This window comes from Leucobacter chromiisoli (assembly GCF_016522505.1).
GTDB classification, from domain to species: domain Bacteria; phylum Actinomycetota; class Actinomycetes; order Actinomycetales; family Microbacteriaceae; genus Leucobacter; species Leucobacter chromiisoli.
In genome coordinates this window covers 18,178-35,257 of record NZ_JAEHOH010000021.1, presented here as the reverse complement: position 1 = coordinate 35,257, position 17,080 = coordinate 18,178, and the positions used below count along the sequence as shown (strand labels likewise).

14 protein-coding genes are annotated in these 17,080 nt (G+C 72.0%); 4 read left to right on the top strand and 10 right to left on the bottom strand.

Annotation, left to right across the window (positions count from 1 at the left end; genetic code table 11):
• Positions 1-84: 84 nt before the first annotated feature.
• On the bottom strand, positions 85-711 hold the full coding sequence (locus JD276_RS13765; RefSeq protein WP_307866583.1) for a GNAT family N-acetyltransferase: 627 nt from the start codon (positions 709-711) through the stop codon (positions 85-87).
• A gap of 9 nt (positions 712-720) precedes the next feature.
• Positions 721-1,653 (bottom strand): UTP--glucose-1-phosphate uridylyltransferase, encoded by a 933-nt coding sequence (locus JD276_RS13760; protein ID WP_200116238.1) that lies wholly within the window; start codon positions 1,651-1,653, stop codon positions 721-723.
• Positions 1,654-1,767: 114 nt separating this feature from the next.
• Here JD276_RS13760 and JD276_RS13755 point away from each other — a divergent pair, with 114 nt between their 5' ends.
• The 3 genes from JD276_RS13755 (at position 1,768) to mscL (ending at position 3,289) form a co-directional block, all read left to right on the top strand.
• On the top strand, positions 1,768-2,364 hold the full coding sequence (locus JD276_RS13755) for a 5-formyltetrahydrofolate cyclo-ligase (protein WP_200116237.1): 597 nt from the start codon (positions 1,768-1,770) through the stop codon (positions 2,362-2,364).
• Between the two features lie 45 nt (positions 2,365-2,409).
• Entirely contained in the window at positions 2,410-2,733 is a 324-nt protein-coding gene (locus tag JD276_RS13750) for an FmdB family zinc ribbon protein (protein ID WP_200116236.1), read from the top strand.
• Positions 2,734-2,806: 73 nt separating this feature from the next.
• Positions 2,807-3,289 carry a large-conductance mechanosensitive channel protein MscL gene (gene mscL, locus JD276_RS13745; RefSeq protein WP_200116235.1) on the top strand — a complete coding sequence of 161 codons (483 nt, stop codon included), beginning with the start codon at positions 2,807-2,809 and terminating at the stop codon, positions 3,287-3,289.
• Positions 3,290-3,385: 96 nt separating this feature from the next.
• Here the strand turns inward: mscL and JD276_RS13740 are convergent, their stop codons facing one another.
• From JD276_RS13740 to JD276_RS13715, 6 genes are all read right to left on the bottom strand, one after another.
• Positions 3,386-3,619: a hypothetical protein gene (locus JD276_RS13740; RefSeq protein WP_200116234.1), complete on the bottom strand. Its 234-nt coding sequence runs from the start codon at positions 3,617-3,619 to the stop codon at positions 3,386-3,388.
• Complete coding sequence (locus tag JD276_RS13735; protein WP_200116280.1) at positions 3,616-7,341, bottom strand: AAA family ATPase; 3,726 nt, start codon at positions 7,339-7,341, stop codon at positions 3,616-3,618. Before JD276_RS13735 ends, JD276_RS13740 begins: the two co-directional genes overlap by 4 nt.
• Positions 7,342-7,576: 235 nt before the next feature.
• On the bottom strand, positions 7,577-8,977 hold the full coding sequence (locus JD276_RS13730; RefSeq protein WP_200116233.1) for a uracil-xanthine permease family protein: 1,401 nt from the start codon (positions 8,975-8,977) through the stop codon (positions 7,577-7,579).
• A 47-nt stretch (positions 8,978-9,024) separates the two neighbouring features.
• Positions 9,025-10,410 carry a M18 family aminopeptidase gene (locus JD276_RS13725; RefSeq protein ID WP_200116232.1) on the bottom strand — a complete coding sequence of 462 codons (1,386 nt, stop codon included), beginning with the start codon at positions 10,408-10,410 and terminating at the stop codon, positions 9,025-9,027.
• Positions 10,411-10,456: 46 nt separating this feature from the next.
• Positions 10,457-12,844: a trehalose-6-phosphate synthase gene (locus tag JD276_RS13720; RefSeq protein WP_200116231.1), complete on the bottom strand. Its 2,388-nt coding sequence runs from the start codon at positions 12,842-12,844 to the stop codon at positions 10,457-10,459.
• Between the two features lie 95 nt (positions 12,845-12,939).
• Positions 12,940-14,460 (bottom strand): leucyl aminopeptidase, encoded by a 1,521-nt coding sequence (locus JD276_RS13715; RefSeq protein WP_200116230.1) that lies wholly within the window; start codon positions 14,458-14,460, stop codon positions 12,940-12,942.
• A 327-nt stretch (positions 14,461-14,787) separates the two neighbouring features.
• Between JD276_RS13715 and JD276_RS13710 the strand changes: the two genes are divergently transcribed.
• Positions 14,788-15,837 (top strand): LLM class flavin-dependent oxidoreductase, encoded by a 1,050-nt coding sequence (locus JD276_RS13710; protein WP_200116229.1) that lies wholly within the window; start codon positions 14,788-14,790, stop codon positions 15,835-15,837.
• 91 nt (positions 15,838-15,928) lie between these two features.
• On the opposite strand, the gene arr is transcribed toward JD276_RS13710, so the two are convergent.
• A complete protein-coding gene (arr, locus tag JD276_RS13705) occupies positions 15,929-16,336 on the bottom strand; it encodes an NAD(+)--rifampin ADP-ribosyltransferase (RefSeq protein WP_233615742.1) in 408 nt (135 codons plus the stop codon).
• Between the two features lie 130 nt (positions 16,337-16,466).
• Complete coding sequence (locus JD276_RS13700; RefSeq protein ID WP_200116227.1) at positions 16,467-16,970, bottom strand: SRPBCC family protein; 504 nt, start codon at positions 16,968-16,970, stop codon at positions 16,467-16,469.
• Positions 16,971-17,080 lie beyond the last annotated feature (110 nt).

Here is a 17,080-nt window from a genome sequence, read left to right as displayed (position 1 = left end):
TCGGATCGGCGAGCCGCTCCTCGGCGCGCCGGGCGATCCGCGACACTGTCAGGCAGCTATGCGTTTCGCCGGGCGCCTCGGGGATCAGGGCTCCGGCCGCAGGGTCTCCCGCAGACGCTCGAGCATGCCCCGGGGCGCCTCCTCCCGGGTCACGGCGAAGCTCTCGTGATCGCGCCATGCCCCGTCGATGTGGATGTAGGCCTCGCGGCGCCCCTCTGACCGCAGTCCGAGTTTGCGCACGACGCGCAGCGACGCCGCGTTCTCGGGACGGATGCAGATCTCCACGCGGTGCAGCCCGAGCGCCTGGAAGAGGTGGTCGATGGCGAGCGCGACGGCGATCGGCGTGATCCCGCGGCCGGCCACGTGCTCGGACACCCAGTAGCCGATCTGCGAGGAGCGCAGCGCTCCCCCGCTGATCTCGGACACGCTCAGCTGGCCGACCACCTCGCCGTCGAAGAGGATGACGAAGGGGATCCCGCAGCCGTCCCGCAGCTGCGCGCGCATGACCCTGATCGTGGGCCGCATCGACACCGAGCCGGGCGGCGGCCCCGATCCCGTGGGGTTCGTCGCCTCCCAGCGCTGCAACCAGCCCCGGTTGCGGCGCAGCAGCTCCTCCAGCACGCGCGCGTCCGAGACGCGGATCACCCGGAGGCCGACCCTGCCCGCCTCGATCCGCCCCGGCGGCGGGATCGGCCGACCGAGCGGGGCCACGGGCGCCGCCTAGTCCGCGGAGCCGCGGCGCTCGCGCAGACGATCCGCGAACTGGAGCACCCACTCGCTGATCTCTTCGCCGAGCTCCGGGTGATCCACGCCCAGCAGCACGTTCGCCTTGATCCAGTCGGCACGATCGCCCGTGTCGTAGCGTCGACCGCGGAACACCACCCCGTAGACCGGGGCCTCGCCCTTGCCCTGGGCCAGATGGTTGAGGGCGTCGGTGAGCTGGTACTCGCCGCCCCGCCCCGGCTCGAGGTCGTCGATGATGTCGAAGATCTCGGGCCGCAGCACGTAGCGCCCGATGATCGCGAGGTTCGACGGGGCCTCCTCGCGCGACGGCTTCTCGACCAGCTCGGTGACGCGCACCACATCGGGCTCATCGGTGGGCTCGACGGCGGCGCAGCCGTAGAGGTGGATCGACTCGGGCGGCACCTCCATCAGCGCGATCACGGTGGCCTGGCGCGCGTCGTGCTCGGCGATCATGCGGTCGAGCAGCGGGTCGCGCGCGTCGATGAGGTCGTCGCCCAGCAGCACGGCGAACGAGTTGTCGCCGACGTGCCGCCTCGCGCGCCCCACGGCGTGGCCGAGCCCCTGGGGGTGCCCCTGCCGGAGGAAGTGGACCTCGGCGAGCTCGTTCGCCTCGTGCACGCGCTCGAGGCGCCCCTCGTCGCCCTTCTGCTCGAGGGTGTGCTCGAGCTCGGGCACGCCGTCGAAGTGGTTCGAGAGGTTGCCCTTGTTGCGCCCGGTGATGATGAGCACGTCGTCGAGCCCCGCGGCTGCGGCCTCCTCGACCACGTACTGGATGGCCGGCTTGTCGACGATCGGCAGCATCTCCTTCGGCATCGCCTTCGTCGCCGGGAGGAATCTCGTGCCCAGCCCCGCCGCGGGAATGACCGCCTTGGTGACGCTTCCACCGTGAAGTCGCTGCGTTTCGCTCATGCCGTCAGCCTAGAGGCTGCGGCGGAGACTTCCAATCCGGCCGGGGACGGCTCGACGTGCGGGGCCGAAGCTGCTACGGGTGAGCACCGCGCTCCGAGCCGTAGACTGTGTGGCATGGCCGATGAGATCGACCTCGAGAAACAGCGCATCCGCGACGAGGTGCGCGCCCGTCGGGCCGCGATGGGCGACGCGGAGCGGGTCGCGGCACGGGACGGCATCACCGCGCAGCTCGTCTCCCTCGTAGAGGCGCGGGAGGCGCGCTCGGTGTCCTGCTACCTCCCGGTCGCGAGCGAGCCGGATACCTCCGGATTCCTGGGCTGGGCGAGGGATCGGGGCCTCGACGTCCTGCTCCCCTCCGCCCGGGAGGACGGGCTGCTGGACTGGATCCGGCCGAGCTGGGAGGGCATGGTGCAGGGCGCCCACGGCATCCCCGAGCCCCTGGGCGCCTTCCTCAGCCCGATGGCGGTCGGCGAGGTCGACCTCATGATCGTCCCGGCCTGCGCCGTGGATCGCACGGGCGTGCGCCTCGGCTGGGGCCGCGGCTACTTCGACAAGAGCCTCGGCTCCATGGAGCGCAGGCCTCCCGTCTTCGCGGTCGTGCACGAGGCCGACTTCGTCGATTCGCTGCCGTCCGACCTCCACGACGTGCCCGTCACCGGCGTCGTGACGCCGTCGCGCATCGAGTACCTCGACGATCCCGCCGAGGAATAGGCCCTCGCGCGCCGGGCCGCCGGAAGCGCAGTAGAATCTCTCTTCGTGCCCACCTATGCCTACCGCTGCGCCGACTGCGGCCACGCCTTCGACATCTACCAGTCCTTCTCGGACGACGCCCTCACCGAGTGCCCCGAGTGCGGCGGCACCCTGCGCAAGGTCTTCGGCTCCCTCGGGGTGACGTTCAACGGCTCGGGCTTCTACCGCACCGACTCGCGCTCCTCGGGATCCGGCAAGGGATCCTCGGGCGCTCCGAGCCCGGGATCGTCCGGCTCGGGATCCGGGAGCGGTTCGTCGGGATCCGGATCCGCAGGATCCTCCGCGGGATCCTCGTCCTCCTCGGGCTCGTCGTCGTCGAGCGCCTCCTGACGCGCCGCCGAAAGCGCCTCCCCGCGACCCGCGCCCACTAGTCTGGAGTGCATCCGGACAAGGGAGAACAGCCATGCTCAAGGGTTTCAAGGAGTTTCTGCTGCGCGGCAACGTCGTCGACCTCGCGGTCGCGGTCGTCATCGGAGCGGCGTTCAACAGCATCGTCGACAGGTTCGTCGAAGCGCTCATCAACCCCGTCATCGGCATGGTGTTCCGCGCCGACTCCCTCGACGGGGCCCTCCAGGTCTCCCTGCCCGGCGGGGGCACGCTGGCGTTCGGCGCCGTCATCGGCGCGATCATCAACTTCCTCATCGTCGCGGCCGTGGTGTACTTCGTCTTCGTGATGCCCATGAACACGCTCCGCGAGCGGACGAAGAAGGAGGACGAGCCGGAGACGCCTGCGGGCGAGACCGAGCAGGAGCTCCTGACCCAGATCCGCGATCTCATGCGCGAGCAGCAGGCGCAGGGCCCGCAGACGGTCCCCGTGCAGGATCCCGCGCAGATGACCTCGGCGGACGAGACCCCGCGCGGTTCCCACGGCGCCCACGGGGCGTAGCGCCTCCACTCCGGTGCACCGCCCTCCGCGGTGGCATCGAAACCACCGTGGTTTGGGTGCCGCCGCGGAGGCTTCATGCGGAAGGGGCTGGAGAGGTCAGCCCCAGTGGGGCGGCCGGTCGCGGGCGAGGCGCGCATCGTTCTCGCCCTCGGCGCCCTCCCGCGCCCCCGCGGCCTTCCGCGAGCGCGGCGCGGCGCCCGCGTCTCCCCAGCCGCCGGGCGCGTCCTCCGCGGCGGGCGCGTTCAGCGGATGGTCCGAAGGCGTCTCGTCCACGCCCTCGGGCGCGGGTCGCGAGACGCGCCGCGACCGGCCCGCCCGCCGCTCGCTCACTCGTCCTCGATGACGCCCGTGCCGGCGCCGCCCTCGGCGATCACGTCGGTCTCCGCGGCTGCACCGTCCGCAGTCCCGGCCGGCGCCGCCACCTCGGCGCCGACGATCCTCGCGATCCGCAGCGCCGCCTCGTCGGGGTCCGCGAAGAGGTCGAAGCTCTGCACGCGGTGGTAGTGCCATCCGAGCCGGCGGAGCACCGCCGGGCGCAGCCGCAGCGCGTCTCGCAGGCTCTCCTCGCCGTCCGCGAAGTCGAGGTCGACCGCGATCGCCCGTTCCCCGAGCGAGGCGGCGAGCGGGATCACCCCGCGGTAGTCGAGAGCGACGGTGAGGCCGAGGTTCTCGAGGCGATCGGCCAGCTCGCCGAGCATGGGATCGCGCTCGGCCGGCAGCGTCATCGGCTCGGGCTCCGGGTGCTCCAGCGCGAGCAGCTCGGCGAGCTCGACGACGCCGTGCTTCATGCGCCCGCGATCGAGGTCGGCGGGGCGGAAGCAGCTCACGATGGTCATGGCGCGGCGCGCCCGGGTCATGGCGACCGCCAGCAGCCGCTCGCCGCCGGGCCGTCCGAGAGCTCCGAAGTTCGACAGCACGCGGCCGTGGGGCGTGCGGCCGTAGCCGATGGAGAAGATCACCCGGTCGCGGCTCTGGGCGGTGGCCTGCTCGAGCGTGAGCACGGCGAACGGCTCCGCCCGCTCGCCGAGCAGGAAGTCCCGGTACTGGGGGAGCTTCGAGAAGGTCTGGAGCACGGCCTGGTAGACGCGCACGGCGTGCTTGGCGCTCGCGGTGATGACCATGAGCGACTCGCGGGGTCGCTCGCTGGCGTGCTCGAGCACGAGCTGCACCACGCGGTCGACCTCGGCGTCGGTGCTCTCGACGGCGCCCGTCTGCTGATCCGGGAGCCCCTGGCCGCCGCGCACGAACTCGTGGGTGATGCTCGAGTGGCCGAGGAAGGTGCCCGCCCACGGCAGCGACGTGATCGCCCCGTCGTAGAAGCGGTTGTTGACGAGGTTCGTGAGATCCTCGCCGCCGGCGCGGTAGCTGCGCGTGAGCACGAGCTCGGGCAGCACCTCGCCGAGCCGCGCGAACGCGGACTGCTCGTGCAGCGCCTCCCCGTCGTCGCCGCTCTCGCTCTGCTCGTCGACGTACCGCACCGCGATCTCGAAGCGCGACGGGGTCTGCGTGACCGTGTCGCCGAAGGCCACGACCTGGCCCGCGCGCCGGATCGCGCCGACGTTCTCGACCAGCGTCGTCGCGCCGGCGTCGATGAGCAGCGCGGCGTCGAAGCGCAGGGCGTCGGGCAGCAGGGCCACCTCGTAGGGCGACATCGCCCACACCGGCGCCAGCACCGCCAGCAGGTTGGGGGCGTCCTCCACGAGCTTCTCGAGCGAGGACTGCCCCGAGCGCAGCGCCTCGCGCAGCGCGAGCGCCTCCTGCCGGTGATCCACGACGGCCACGCGCCAGGCGTCGGCGAGGCTCGATGCGAGGAGGGCGCCGTTCGCTCCGGCGTGCGCGTCGTCGACCAGTCGGAAGTCGGCCTCCAGGCGCTCGATCACGCCCGTGTTCGCGCTCAGAAGGGCCTGGTTGCTCCGCAGCATCTGCTCGAGCGCCGACTGCCACCAGGCGAGCTCCAGCTCGGAACCGACGCGCTCGGCGGGGACGTGCCGCGCCGAGAGGTCGTCGAGGAGCGGCTCGAGGTTGACGGTGCGGAGTCGCTCGACGATCGCGGTGCGCTCCTGGATGTTCTGCAGCACCTCCGACTCGCGGGCCAGCTCGGTCGAGCGCCGGGCGAGCGCCGGAAGCGAGAGGTTCTTCAGCTTCTCGGACTCGGCCGTCGTGCCGAGCACCCGGTCGAGCTCGTCGAGATCCTGGTACGCCGACTGGAACGCCACCACCACGTCGGCGATCCCGAGCGGCACCTCGGGGCGGGCGCCCGCCACCGTCGTGTAGCGCTGCCACAGCACCCGCTGCTGCTGGATCTGGACGAGGCGGGAGTACATGTCGCTGACGTGCACGCCCGGTCGCACGTACTCGCGGGCGAGCTTCTTCAGCCGGCGCCGGTTCGCGTTCGACATCTCGTCGCCGCCGCGGGGGGCGTGGGCGGCGATGACCTCGGTGAGCGAGCGGTCGTAGACCTCGGGGACGAAGCGGTCGAGCGTCTCGCGGATCCCCATCAGCAGGCGCAGGTAGACACCGAGCTCGGCGATGGTCTCGTAGGGGCGCATCGAGGTCTGCTCGATCACCTCGTTCGCCATCGAGACGAGCCGGGGCAGCTGCGACTCCGCGAGGTTCACCGCGAGCGAGTACGCCGAGCGGGCCTCCTCGGTCGTGGAGAAGCTCACCCCGTACCAGGGGGAATCCTCAGGTCCGTACTGGAACTGCCCGAGGCGCGCGACCTCCGTGAGGGCCTCCGCGACGGAGGATCGGTCGAGCGTGAGCTGGCCGAGCGCCCGCTCGTCGAGACGCACCGTGGTCGTGGGCGGATGCTCCTCGAGGGCGAGCCGCGTGAGCTCGCGGAGGGCGTCGAGCGGCGACACCCCGAAGCGGGAGTCGGGCCGCGACAGCGCGGTCTGGTAGTCGAGCAGCACGCCGCGCAGACGCACGAGCGCGTCGTCGACGTCGCGCAGCTGCTCGCCGCGCGCCGACTCGTTGCGGCTGATCGCCTCGACGAGGTTGCGGCGGAGCAGACGCGGGGAGACCGACAGGCCCGCGAGCCCGGCCCGGGAGAGGCGGTGGGTGATCCCGTCGAGCGTCGCGCGCCGCGGCGAGACCACGAGCACGCGCTTGCCCGCGCGCACGAGGCCGCCGATCGCGTTCACCACGGTCTGGGTGCCGCCGGTGCCCGGCAGCGTCCGCACCACGACGGAGTGGCCCGCCTCGATCTGCGCGAGCACGTCGTCCTGCTCGGCGTCGGCGTCGTAGAGGTGGCGGTCGGTCTCGGGGGACCGCTCGTTCGGCGGCGGCGCGGTGACCGGGTGGTACGCCTCGGCGATCTGGCGGCGAGCCGACTCGTCGCCGCGGACGGCGCGGAGGATCGGGGTGTCGAGATCCCGCGCGTCGGCGACCATGCGCTGCGACACGTTGAGGAACGACGAGACGACGAGGCGCGGCTGCACCACGAAGCCCGGCACGCCGGCCACCATCTGCCGGAGGCGGTCGATCACGGGCTGCGGCTTGAACACGCCCTCCGACTGGGAGAGCTGCAGCAGCGTGCGCGCGTCGATGCCGATGCCGAACTGCTCGCGCAGCACCCGCACCAGCTCGGGGTTGACCACCGGATTCTGCTTCAGCTTGAGCTCGAAGTCGCGGCCGTAGCGCCGGATCGCGAGCGGGCGCAGCAGCACCGGCGCGCAGAAGTCGTCGCCCTCGAAGCTCCACTTCGCGATGCCGACGCCGAGGTGCACCGTCTCGAGGCCGCGCACCGTGCGCATCTCGATCGCCTTGTCGGTCACGCGGCCGGCGGCCACGCGCGCGTGGCGCAGCGCGAGATCGTCGCGGATCAGGGCCGAGAGCAGGATCTTCTGGCCGGTGATGAACTGGGGCAGCCCGCCGGGGTGCGTGGTCGACAGCTCGATGCGGTTCGCAGGGCGATCCTCGAAGAAGAGCAGCGGGTTGCGTCCGCCGACGTCCGCGAGCTCCCGCCGCCACTCCTCGTGCTCCTCGGCGTCCGCCGGCACGGTCTCGGCCGGTGAGACGGGGGCCGTCAGCTGCGCCTCGGTGACGTTCATGTCCTCCGCGTCCGAGGGCGACGGCTTCGGACCTGCGCTCCCCTCGTCCACGGGTCTCGGGGTCGCACGGCCCTCGTCGGTCGGTCGGGCCTGCTTGGCGGGCGCGGCATCGTTCGCCGCGGCGTCCGCATCACCGCTGCCTCTCACGCCGGGCTTCCGGCGCCGATCCACACTCCACACACCGACACCATATGCGCTGGCCCCGAGAATCCGCGGAGTGCGTCCGGTGTTTCAATCACTTCGACCGCGGCGCGCCCGCGCCCGCCCCGGAGCCGGTCTCGAGGCCCGTCGCGGAGACGGCTCCGGTCTCCGCCGTCACCACGGGGTCGGCGACCTCCACGCGGCCGCCCCTGAGCCGGGCCAGGCCGCTCATCAGGTGGTACACCGCGATCGCGGCGACGGTGCCGAGCGCGATGCCGTTGAACACGACCGAGCCGGCCTGGAGCGAGAAGTCCGCGATCCCGACGATCAGCGCGACCGCCGCGGTGAACTGGTTGATGGGCTTGCCGAAGTCGACCTTGTTGTCGATCCAGATCTTCACGCCGATGAGGCCGATGAGGCCGTAGAGCGCGACGGTCACGCCCGCGAGCACGCCCGCGGGGATCGTGTTGATGAGGGCGCCGATCTTGGGCGAGAAGCTCAGCAGGATCGCGATCGCGCCCGCGACCCAGTAGGCCGCCGTCGAGTACACGCGGGTCGCGGCCATCACGCCGATGTTCTCGCCGTAGGTCGTGGTACCGGATCCGCCCCCGAAGCCCGCGAGGATCGTCGAGACGCCGTCGGCGAGCAGCGCGCGCCCCGTCACCGGATCGAGGTCGCGGTCGATCATGAGGCCGACGCTCTTGACGTGGCCGACGTTCTCGGCGATCAGCACGAGCACGACGGGGAGGAACGCGGGCAGCAGGCCCCACAGCGCAGGATCCGCGAAGGGGTTGCCGACGGCGTGGAAGGCGGGGAGGCCGAGCCAGGCCGCATCCCGCACCGGGGAGAAGTCGACCTCGCCCATCCCCACGGCCGCGATGTATCCGACGACGACGCCGAGCACGATGGACAGGCGCCCGATGAGGCCGCGGAAGAGCACCGTGATGAGCAGCATCGCCGCCAGGGTGACGAGCGCGACCCACCCCGAGAGCTCGGTCGCGTTCCAGTTGTTCTTGACGGCGGGAGCCAGGTTGAAGCCGATGAGGGCCACGATCGCGCCCATGACCACGGGCGGCATGAGCGCGTTGATCCACCCCGTGCCCCACCGGTTCACCACGATGCCGACGATCGCCATGAGCACGCCGATCGACAGGATGCCGAAGGAGGCGCGCGCGAGATCCGGGTTCCCGGGGTCTCCGCCGGCCGTCGCCGCGGCGATCGGCGCGATGAACGCGAACGACGAGCCGAGATAGCTCGGCAGCCGGTTGCCCGTGATGAGCAGGAAGAGCAGCGTGCCGAGACCGGAGAAGAACAGCGTCGCGGTGGGGCTGAAGCCCGTGATGAGCGGCACGAGGAAGGTCGCGCCGAACATCGCGACGACGTGCTGCGCGCCGAAGCCGATCGTGCGGGGCCACGCCAGGCGCTCCTCGGGGAGCACGATGGCCTCCTGAGAGACGGTCCTGCCGTCTCCGTGCAGCTTCCAGGGCAGGGCCATCGGGTTCTCCTCGGGTTCGGTGTTTCGCCAACGCATGAGTGTAGCGCCTACGCGCCCGCGAAGAAGGCGCTCGTCGCTCGCGCGAGCCCGTGCAGGTCGTCGACGTGCGCGAGCTCCCGCGCCGAGTGCATCGACAGCAGCGGCACCCCGACGTCGACGGTGCGGATCCCGAGCCGCGTCGCCGTCAGGGGTCCGATCGTCGACCCGCACGGCACGGTGTTGTTGGAGACGAAGTCCTGGGTCGGGACGCCGGCGGCGGTGCAGGCCCGCTTCCAGAGCGCGGCGCCGTGCGCGTCGCTGGCGTAGCGCTGGTTCGCGTTGATCTTGAGCATGGGGCCCGCGCCGGGGCGGGGCCGCACGCGCGGATCGTGCTTCTCGGGGTAGTTCGGGTGCACGGCGTGCCCGGCGTCGGCCGACAGGCACCACGATGCCGCGAGCGCGCGGGCTTCCGCCTCGGCGAGCCGCTCGGCGGTCGCGTCGAACCGCGCTGCGGTCTCGGTCCCGGATCCCGCGTCAGAGCGCCCCGCGAGTCCCGCGCGGAGCCGGCCGAGCACCTCCTCCAGGAACGGGCCGCAGGCGCCGGATCGCGTCTCCGAGCCCAACTCCTCGTGGTCGAAGGCGGCGAGCACGGCGATGGTGCCCGGGGCGGGCTCCGTCTCGAGGATCGCGACGAGACCGGCGACGACCGAGCTGAGGTTGTCGAGCCGCGGCGAGGCGTAGAGCTCGGCCGCGGCCCCGATGCGGCCGGGCTCCTGGGTGTCGAAGAGACGCACGTCGGTGCCCGCGATCTCGGCGGCCTCGATGCCCGCCGACGCCGCGAGCAGCCCGAGCACGCCCGCCGACCCCGCGGTGCCATTCGCCCCCGCCGCGCCCACGGCGCCCGCGGTGCCGGCCGTGCCCAGGATCGGCTGCACGTGGCGCTGCCGGTCGAGCGTCAGACCCGAGTTGGCCTCCCGGTCGAGGTGGATCGCGAGCTGCGGGATCCTGGCCACCGGGCCGGTGCGCACGAGGTGCTCGGCACCGTCGCGGGTCACGACTCGGCCGGCGAAGCCGAGATCCCGATCGAGCCAGGAGTTCAGCAGCGGGCCGCCGTAGACCTCGACGCCGGCCTGGGCCCACCCCTCCGCGGAGAAATCGGGCTGCGGCTTCAGCACGAAGCCCGGAGAGTCGGTGTGGCTGCCGAGGATGCGGACCGGGCTCTCGGCGGTGAGATCGGCGCCGGCGCGCCACGCGATGAGCGCGCCGTCGCGACGGACGAATCCGCGGTCGCCGCCGTCGAGCGGCGCCCAGGCGTCGACCTCGAGGCGCTCGTCGAAGCCCTCCGCCGAGAGCGTCTCCGCGAGCGCTCGCACCGCGTGGTAGGAGGTCGGGGCCTCCCTCACGAACTCGGTGAAGCGGTCGATGTAGCGGTCGCGGTCGGCAAGCAGGCTCATGCCCTCCATCCAACCACCCTTCGGCGGGGTCGGGACCCGGCGTCCGCTACTCCGGGTACTCCACGTACTCGGAGCCGACCACGACGCCGGTGCGCAGCTCCGCGAGGCGGGCGAGCAGCGCGGCCACCTCCTCGGGATCGGCGACGCGGTACTCCGCCACCGAGTCGGCGCTGCCCACCCGAACCCCGAGATCGCCGGCTCCGAGCGCCCGCAGCGCGTCCTCGTCCGTGACGTCGTCGCCGATGAACACCGTCGGCCCCTCGGGCAGCGCCTCCCTGATCCGCCTCAGCACGCTGCCCTTGTCGGCCTCGCGCACCGAGAACTCGAGCACGCTCTTGCCGCTCCGGGTGTGCACCACGAGGCCGTGCGCGTTGGTGCTCCCCGTCTCGTTCTCGAGTGCGAGGAGCAGGTTCTCGGCGGTGGTCGGATCCTGCACCTGACGCACGTGCACGGCCGCCCCGAGCGGCTTCTCCTCGATCCACGCGCCCGGCACGGCGGCCACCCGCGGTTCGAGCACCGCCATGAGGCGCCCGAGCTGCTCGCGCTCGGACTCGGACGGCGCCACCGCGGCTCCCCAGCGGGGCTCCGCGTCCGAGAGCGGGGCGTCGCCCGGCTCGGGAGGAACGGGCGCCTCGGCGCTCGGCAGCCCCACGAGCTCGGCTCCGTGCGATCCGGCGATGATCCTGCCGTCGACGTGCACCCCCGTCTCCGCGAGGCTCTCGACGGATCGCCCCGAGATGAGGGCCACCTGCACGCCGGGTGCATCCTGCAGCACGGCGAGGGCCTGCTCGGCCCGCGGCAGGATCCGCGCGTCCTCGGGCCGCGTCACGATGGGTGCCAGGGTGCCGTCGAAGTCGCAGGCGATGAGCAGCTGCGGCTCGGCGGCGAGCCGGCGCAGGGCCGCGTCGATGCCCCGGGGCAGGAAGATCGGCGAGGTCGGCGGCGCCTCGCCGTTGACGGGGTCGCCGCCCGTCTGGCGGCGGTGCTCCGCCGCGGCCTCCACGGACCGCAGGAAGTCCTCGGACCAGCGGGCGACGTCGGCGCGGAAGATGACGCGCCGCATCGCCCGCATGCGCTGGCGCTGCTCGGTCTCCGACATGCGCAGCGCCTCCATGAAGGCGGCCTTCATGCCGTCGATGTCGTGCGGGTTCACCAGGAGCGCCCTGCGCAGCTCGTCGGCCGCCCCGGCGAACTCGCTGAGCACGAGCACGCCCTGCTCGTCCGAGCGGCAGGCCGCGTACTCCTTGGCGACGAGGTTCATGCCGTCGCGCAGCGCGGTCACGGCGAGCACGTCGGCGGCGAGGTAGAGGGCCGCCATCTCCTCCCTCGGGTACCCCCGGTGCAGGTAGACGACGGGGCTGTGCGCGATCGTGCCGTAGTCCCCGTTGATGCGGCCGACCGTCACCTCGATCTCGTCGCGCAGGTGCTGGTACGCCTCCACGCGCTCTCGGCTCGGGCTCGCCACCTGGACGAGGGTCACGTCGCCGGCTTTCACCTCGCCGTCGCGCAGGAGCTCGGAGAAGGCCTTCAGCCGGTGGCGGATCCCCTTCGTGTAGTCGAGGCGGTCGACGCCGAGGATGATCTTCTCGGGATTGCCGAGCTCCTCTCGGATCTGCCTGGCCCGGAGCCGCACCGACTCCGAGGCCGCGAGCTCGGCGAAGGCCTCGGCGTCGATGGAGATCGGGAACTCCTGGGCGAGGACGCGCCTGGCGGGCAGGCGCTTCCGTCCCCGCGTCGCGGGCCGCTCCGACAGCACGATCATGTTGCCGTTCGAGGGAGCGCCGACGAAGCGGCGCACGGCCGAGCGGAAGTTCGCGGCGTCGGCGACCCGCTGGAAGCCGATCACATCGGCGCCGAGCAGCCCCTGCAGCACCTTGCGGCGCCAGGGCAGCTGGCCGAAGAGGCCGTGCGAGGGCCACGGGATGTGCAGGAAGAAGGCGATCACCAGGTCGGGCCGCAGCTCGCGCAGCATCCCCGGCACGAGCTGCAGCTGGTAGTCGTGGACCCAGACCGTGGCCCCCTGCGCCGCAACCGAGGCCGCCGCGTCGGCGAACCGCTGGTTCACGCTGACGTAGCGGTCCCACCATTCCCGGTGGTAGCCGGGAGGGGAGATGACGTCGTGGTAGAGCGGCCAGATGGTGTCGTTCGAGAAGCCCTCGTAGTACTCGGCGAACTCCGTCGCGTCGAGGGAGACCGGCAGCAGTTCGGTGCCGCCGACCGTGAACGGCTCGATATGCTCGTCGATGCTGCCGGGCCAGCCGACCCAGACGCAGCCGAGATCCCGAACCACCGGTTCCATCGCCGTGACCAGCCCGCCGGGCGAGGTGCGCCAGGTGACGTTGCCGTTCTCGTCGGTGACCCGGTCCACGGGCAGGCGGTTCGAAACCACCACGAACTCATGGCCGGTCGGTGCTGCGACGTCGTCCTGCGGCATGGCGCCTCCTCGTCTGATGGTGTCCAATTCGGCTCGGCGCCAGTTTAGCGACGACTCGTGAGAACGGTCCCCGCCGCTATCCCTCGGCCTCGGGGCTATCCCTCGGTCTCGGGAGCCTCGAAGGCGGCGGCGAACTCCGTCAGCAGCCGGGCGCCGAAGCCGGTGGAGCCGACCGAGCGCCACAGGTCGTCGCTCTCGGCCTGCATCGTGCCCGCGATGTCGAGGTGCCCCCAGGGCAGCCCGTCGACGAACTCGTTGAGGAAGAGCGCGGCGAGGATCACGCCCGCGTACTGCCCTCCGATGTTGGAGAGGTCGGCGACGTTCGACTTCAGCTGATCGCGGTACCGGTGGTCGAGCGGCAGGCGCCAGGTGTTCTCGTCGCTCGCGTCGGCCGCGGCCTGCAGCTGCTCCGCGAGCGCGTCGTTGTTGGCGAGCATGGCCGCCGTCCGGGTGCCGAGAGCCATCATCGCGGCGCCGGTGAGCGTCGCGATGTCGACGATGGCGTCGGGGCGGCGCTCCTCCTCCGTGGCGAGCACGAGCCCGTCGGCCATCACCAAGCGCCCCTCCGCGTCCGTGTTCTTCACCTCGACGGTCTTGCCGCCGCGGATCGTGAGCACGTCGCCCAGCTTGGTGGCGCTGCCCGAGGGCATGTTGTCGGTGCACATCAGCCAACCGGTCACCGCGGTGCCGACGCCGAGCTCGCGCAGCGAGGTCATCGAGGCGAACACCGCGGCGGCGCCCATCATGTCGAACTTCATGGCGGCGTGCATCGCGTTCGACGGCTTCAGGCTGATCCCGCCCGAGTCGTACATGATGCCCTTGCCGACCAGCGCGAGGTGGGCGGTCTCGTCGGTCGCGTTCTCGGGCCGGTAGGAGACCTTGATCATGCGGGGCTCCTCGGTGCTGCCCGCGTTCACCCCGAGCAGGCCGCCGGTGCCGAGATCCATGAGCTGCTGGCGGTCGAACGACTCGACCTCGAGCCCGAACTCGGGGCCGAGCTTCTCGGCGATCTCGGCGAACTTCACGGCGCTGAGGTGCCGCGGCGGGGTGTTGGCGAGATCCCTCGCGAGCCCGGCCGCGCGCGCGAGGATCCGACCTCGCTCGACCCCCTCGCGCGCCGCATCGACGTCGGCGCTCTCCACGAGCAGCGTCACCGTCTCGAGCGCGACGGTCTTGGGGTCGCCCTTCAGCGCGTCGTAGCGGTAGCGCGCGAGGATCGCGCCCTCGGTGGCGACCTGCGCGGCGGTGCGCGCGTCGACCGCGTCGCCGCGCAGGTCGATCACGAGCGTCGCGGCCTCGCGGGCGGCCCGGGTGAACGCGGCGACGGCATCGCGCAGCTGCGCGCTCGTCTCGATGCCCTCCCCGATCCCGACGAGCACGCGCAGCGGCGATCCTGGCAGCAGCAGCGTCTGGTTCTTCGCACCGGTGAAGCCGGCTGCGGCGAGCGCGTCGCGGTCGAGGTCGCCGAGGCCGTCGCAGTCGGGGAGGTCGCCTTCCGAGGGGATGTAGCAGGCCCGGGCCCGGGCATCGGCGGGCTCTTCGGCGGTCACCACGACGTCGGCGACGCTGCGCAGTGAGGGGATGGGATCGAATGCGGGATCAATGACGACACTCATGCTCCCCACCCTACTCGCGCTGCGCATCCCGCCCTCGCCGGCCCGCGCGACCCCAGCCCACCCGACCCCGGCCCATCCGACCCCGGCCCGCCCTCGCCGACCCCGCACGCCCCTCGCCGGCCCGCGCGACCCCGGCCCGCACGATCCCGGCCCGCCCGCCCCGCCCGCTCCGCTTCTGGTGGTCAGTAGGTGCTGCCTGGGGACGCCGGAGGCAGCACCTACTGACCACCTGAGCGAGGGGCCTGCTCTCCGCCGCAGTGCCGCCCTCTGATCCTCCCCAGAAATATTCATGGGAATAGAAGTTTCACGCAACGGGTTGCACCCCGCATGAGAGCATTCGGATTCCTGTCCTTCGGCCACTACGGCGCCGTGCCGGGCACGCAGACCCGGTCCGCCGGCGACATGCTGCACCAGACCATCGACCTCGCGCAGGGGGCCGACGGGCTCGGCGTCAACGGCGCCTACGTGCGCGTGCACCACTTCGCGCGGCAGGCGGCCTCGCCGATCCCGCTGCTCACGGCGATGGCGGCGCGGACGAAGCGCATCGAGGTCGGCACGGGCGTCATCGACATGCGCTACGAGAACCCGCTGTACCTCGCCGAGGAGGCGGCCGCCCTCGACCTCATCGCGGAGGGGCGCCTCGCGCTCGGCGTGAGCCGGGGATCCCCCGAGACCGCCCTGCGCGGATACGAGGCCTTCGGGTACACGGGATCGGAGGATCCCCGCGGCGCCGACCTCGCCAAGCAGAAGTTCGACCTCTTCCTGCGGGCCGTCGAGGGTGAGACCGTCGTCGACGCCGACCCCCGGATGGGCCCGGCCGGGCGCCTCGCGATCGAGCCGCGCTCGGCGACCCTGCGCGACCACGTGTGGTGGGGTGCTGGATCGCGGGAGACCGCCGAGTGGGCCGGATCCCGAGGCCTGAACCTCATGAGCTCGACGCTGCTCACCGAGGCGACGGGGCAGCCCTTCGACGCGCTGCAGCGGGAGCAGATCGACCGCTTCCGCGCGGCGTACCGCGAGGCGGGGCACACGGGTGCGCCCCGAGTCTCCGTGAGCCGCAGCGTCTTTCCCATCGTGGACGAGCGCGACGAGATGTACTTCGGCCTGCGATCGCGGGAGAACCAGGATCAGATCGGCGTCATTGACGGCTTCCGCTCGACGTTCGGGAAGACCTACGCCGACACCCCCGACCGCCTCATCGAGCAGTTGCGGCGCGACGAGGCCGTGATGAGCGCGGACACCCTGATGCTCACGGTCCCGAACCAGTTGGGCGTGGAGTACAACCTGCACGTGCTGCAGGCGTTCGCGGAGCACGTCGCCCCCGCTCTCGGGTGGAGGCCGAACACCGAGGGCCAGGTCGAGGGATACGCGATCTGAGCGCCGCCGCTCGGGCGGCGCTGGATCGGCCGACATCCGCAGGCTCCCCGCTCTCGAGCCGGGAGGGGTCGAGGAAGCCGACGGGCCGGGGTCAGTTGATGATCTCGGCCCGCTCGTCGCGGAGCGCGGCCAACCGCTCCCGCCACATCTGCAGCGCCTCGGGCGTCAGACGCGTCCAGTCGGCGACCTCTCGGACGACCCGGAGCGGAGCGGAGCTGCGGTACGACCGGGTCGGGTTTCCGGGGAACTTCTTGTCGGTCACGTTCGGGTCGTCCTCGAAGTCACCGGTCGGCTCGACGGCGTAGACGCGCGGTGCGGGGTCGCCCTCGGCGAGCTCCGCCGCGATCTCGGCGGCGAGCCCGGCGCCGTCGAGCAGAGCGGTGAAGTAGACGTGATTCATCACGATCTCGGGGCGGTAGTTCGATCGATGCCCCGCCGAGAGGAGGTCGCCCGCCCGGAGATCCGCGATCGTGCCGTGGAAGAACGGCCCCTCGTCCATCACCGAGCCCACTGCGGCCCACCTTCCTCGATGAAGCGGCGACGCGGGCTCGCGAGCCACGAGCGCCCGTTCATCCCGATTCTCCCACACGATCGCCGCTCCTGCCCGGCTCGTGCCGCCGCGGCAGAGCTCAGGCGAGCTTGGCGAGATAGGGTTCGCGCAGTGCGGGGTAGTACTGGTCGAAGCCGGGGCGCTCGGTGCCCTCCGTCGCGGCGACGAGCAGATCGAGGTAGTACTCCCAGCCCGGGCCGATCTCGCCGATGCCGGCGACGTCCGGCCCCTCGAGGTGATGCGTGAAGCTGACGAGCGAATCGTCCTCGCCGTCCTCCTCGACGAGCAGCTCGAGCTTCCACCCGCCGACCTCCTGATCGGCCTCGAGCACGAGTCGCCGCGGAGCCTCGCAGTCGTGGATCAGCAGACTGATCGCGGGTTCGTGATCCTCGAAGCGCATGCGCACTCTGACGGCGCCGCCACGGCGGCCGTCACCCTCCCACGGCCCGAACCATCGCTCGGTGAGCTCGGATTCGGTGAGATACTCCCAGGCCTCCTCCGCGGGCACGGCGAGGGATCGCACCAGTACGAGATCCCGGCCCCTGTCGGTCGGGATCACGCGTCCCGTCGCCTCGATGCTCATCGCCGCCTCCCGTCGCCCGCGATGGTCGCGGGACTGCCAGCGTACCGCCCTCGCCCCACCCTTCCCTCGCACCGGTGCCCTGTCCCACGCGACCCCATCCAATCCCGCCC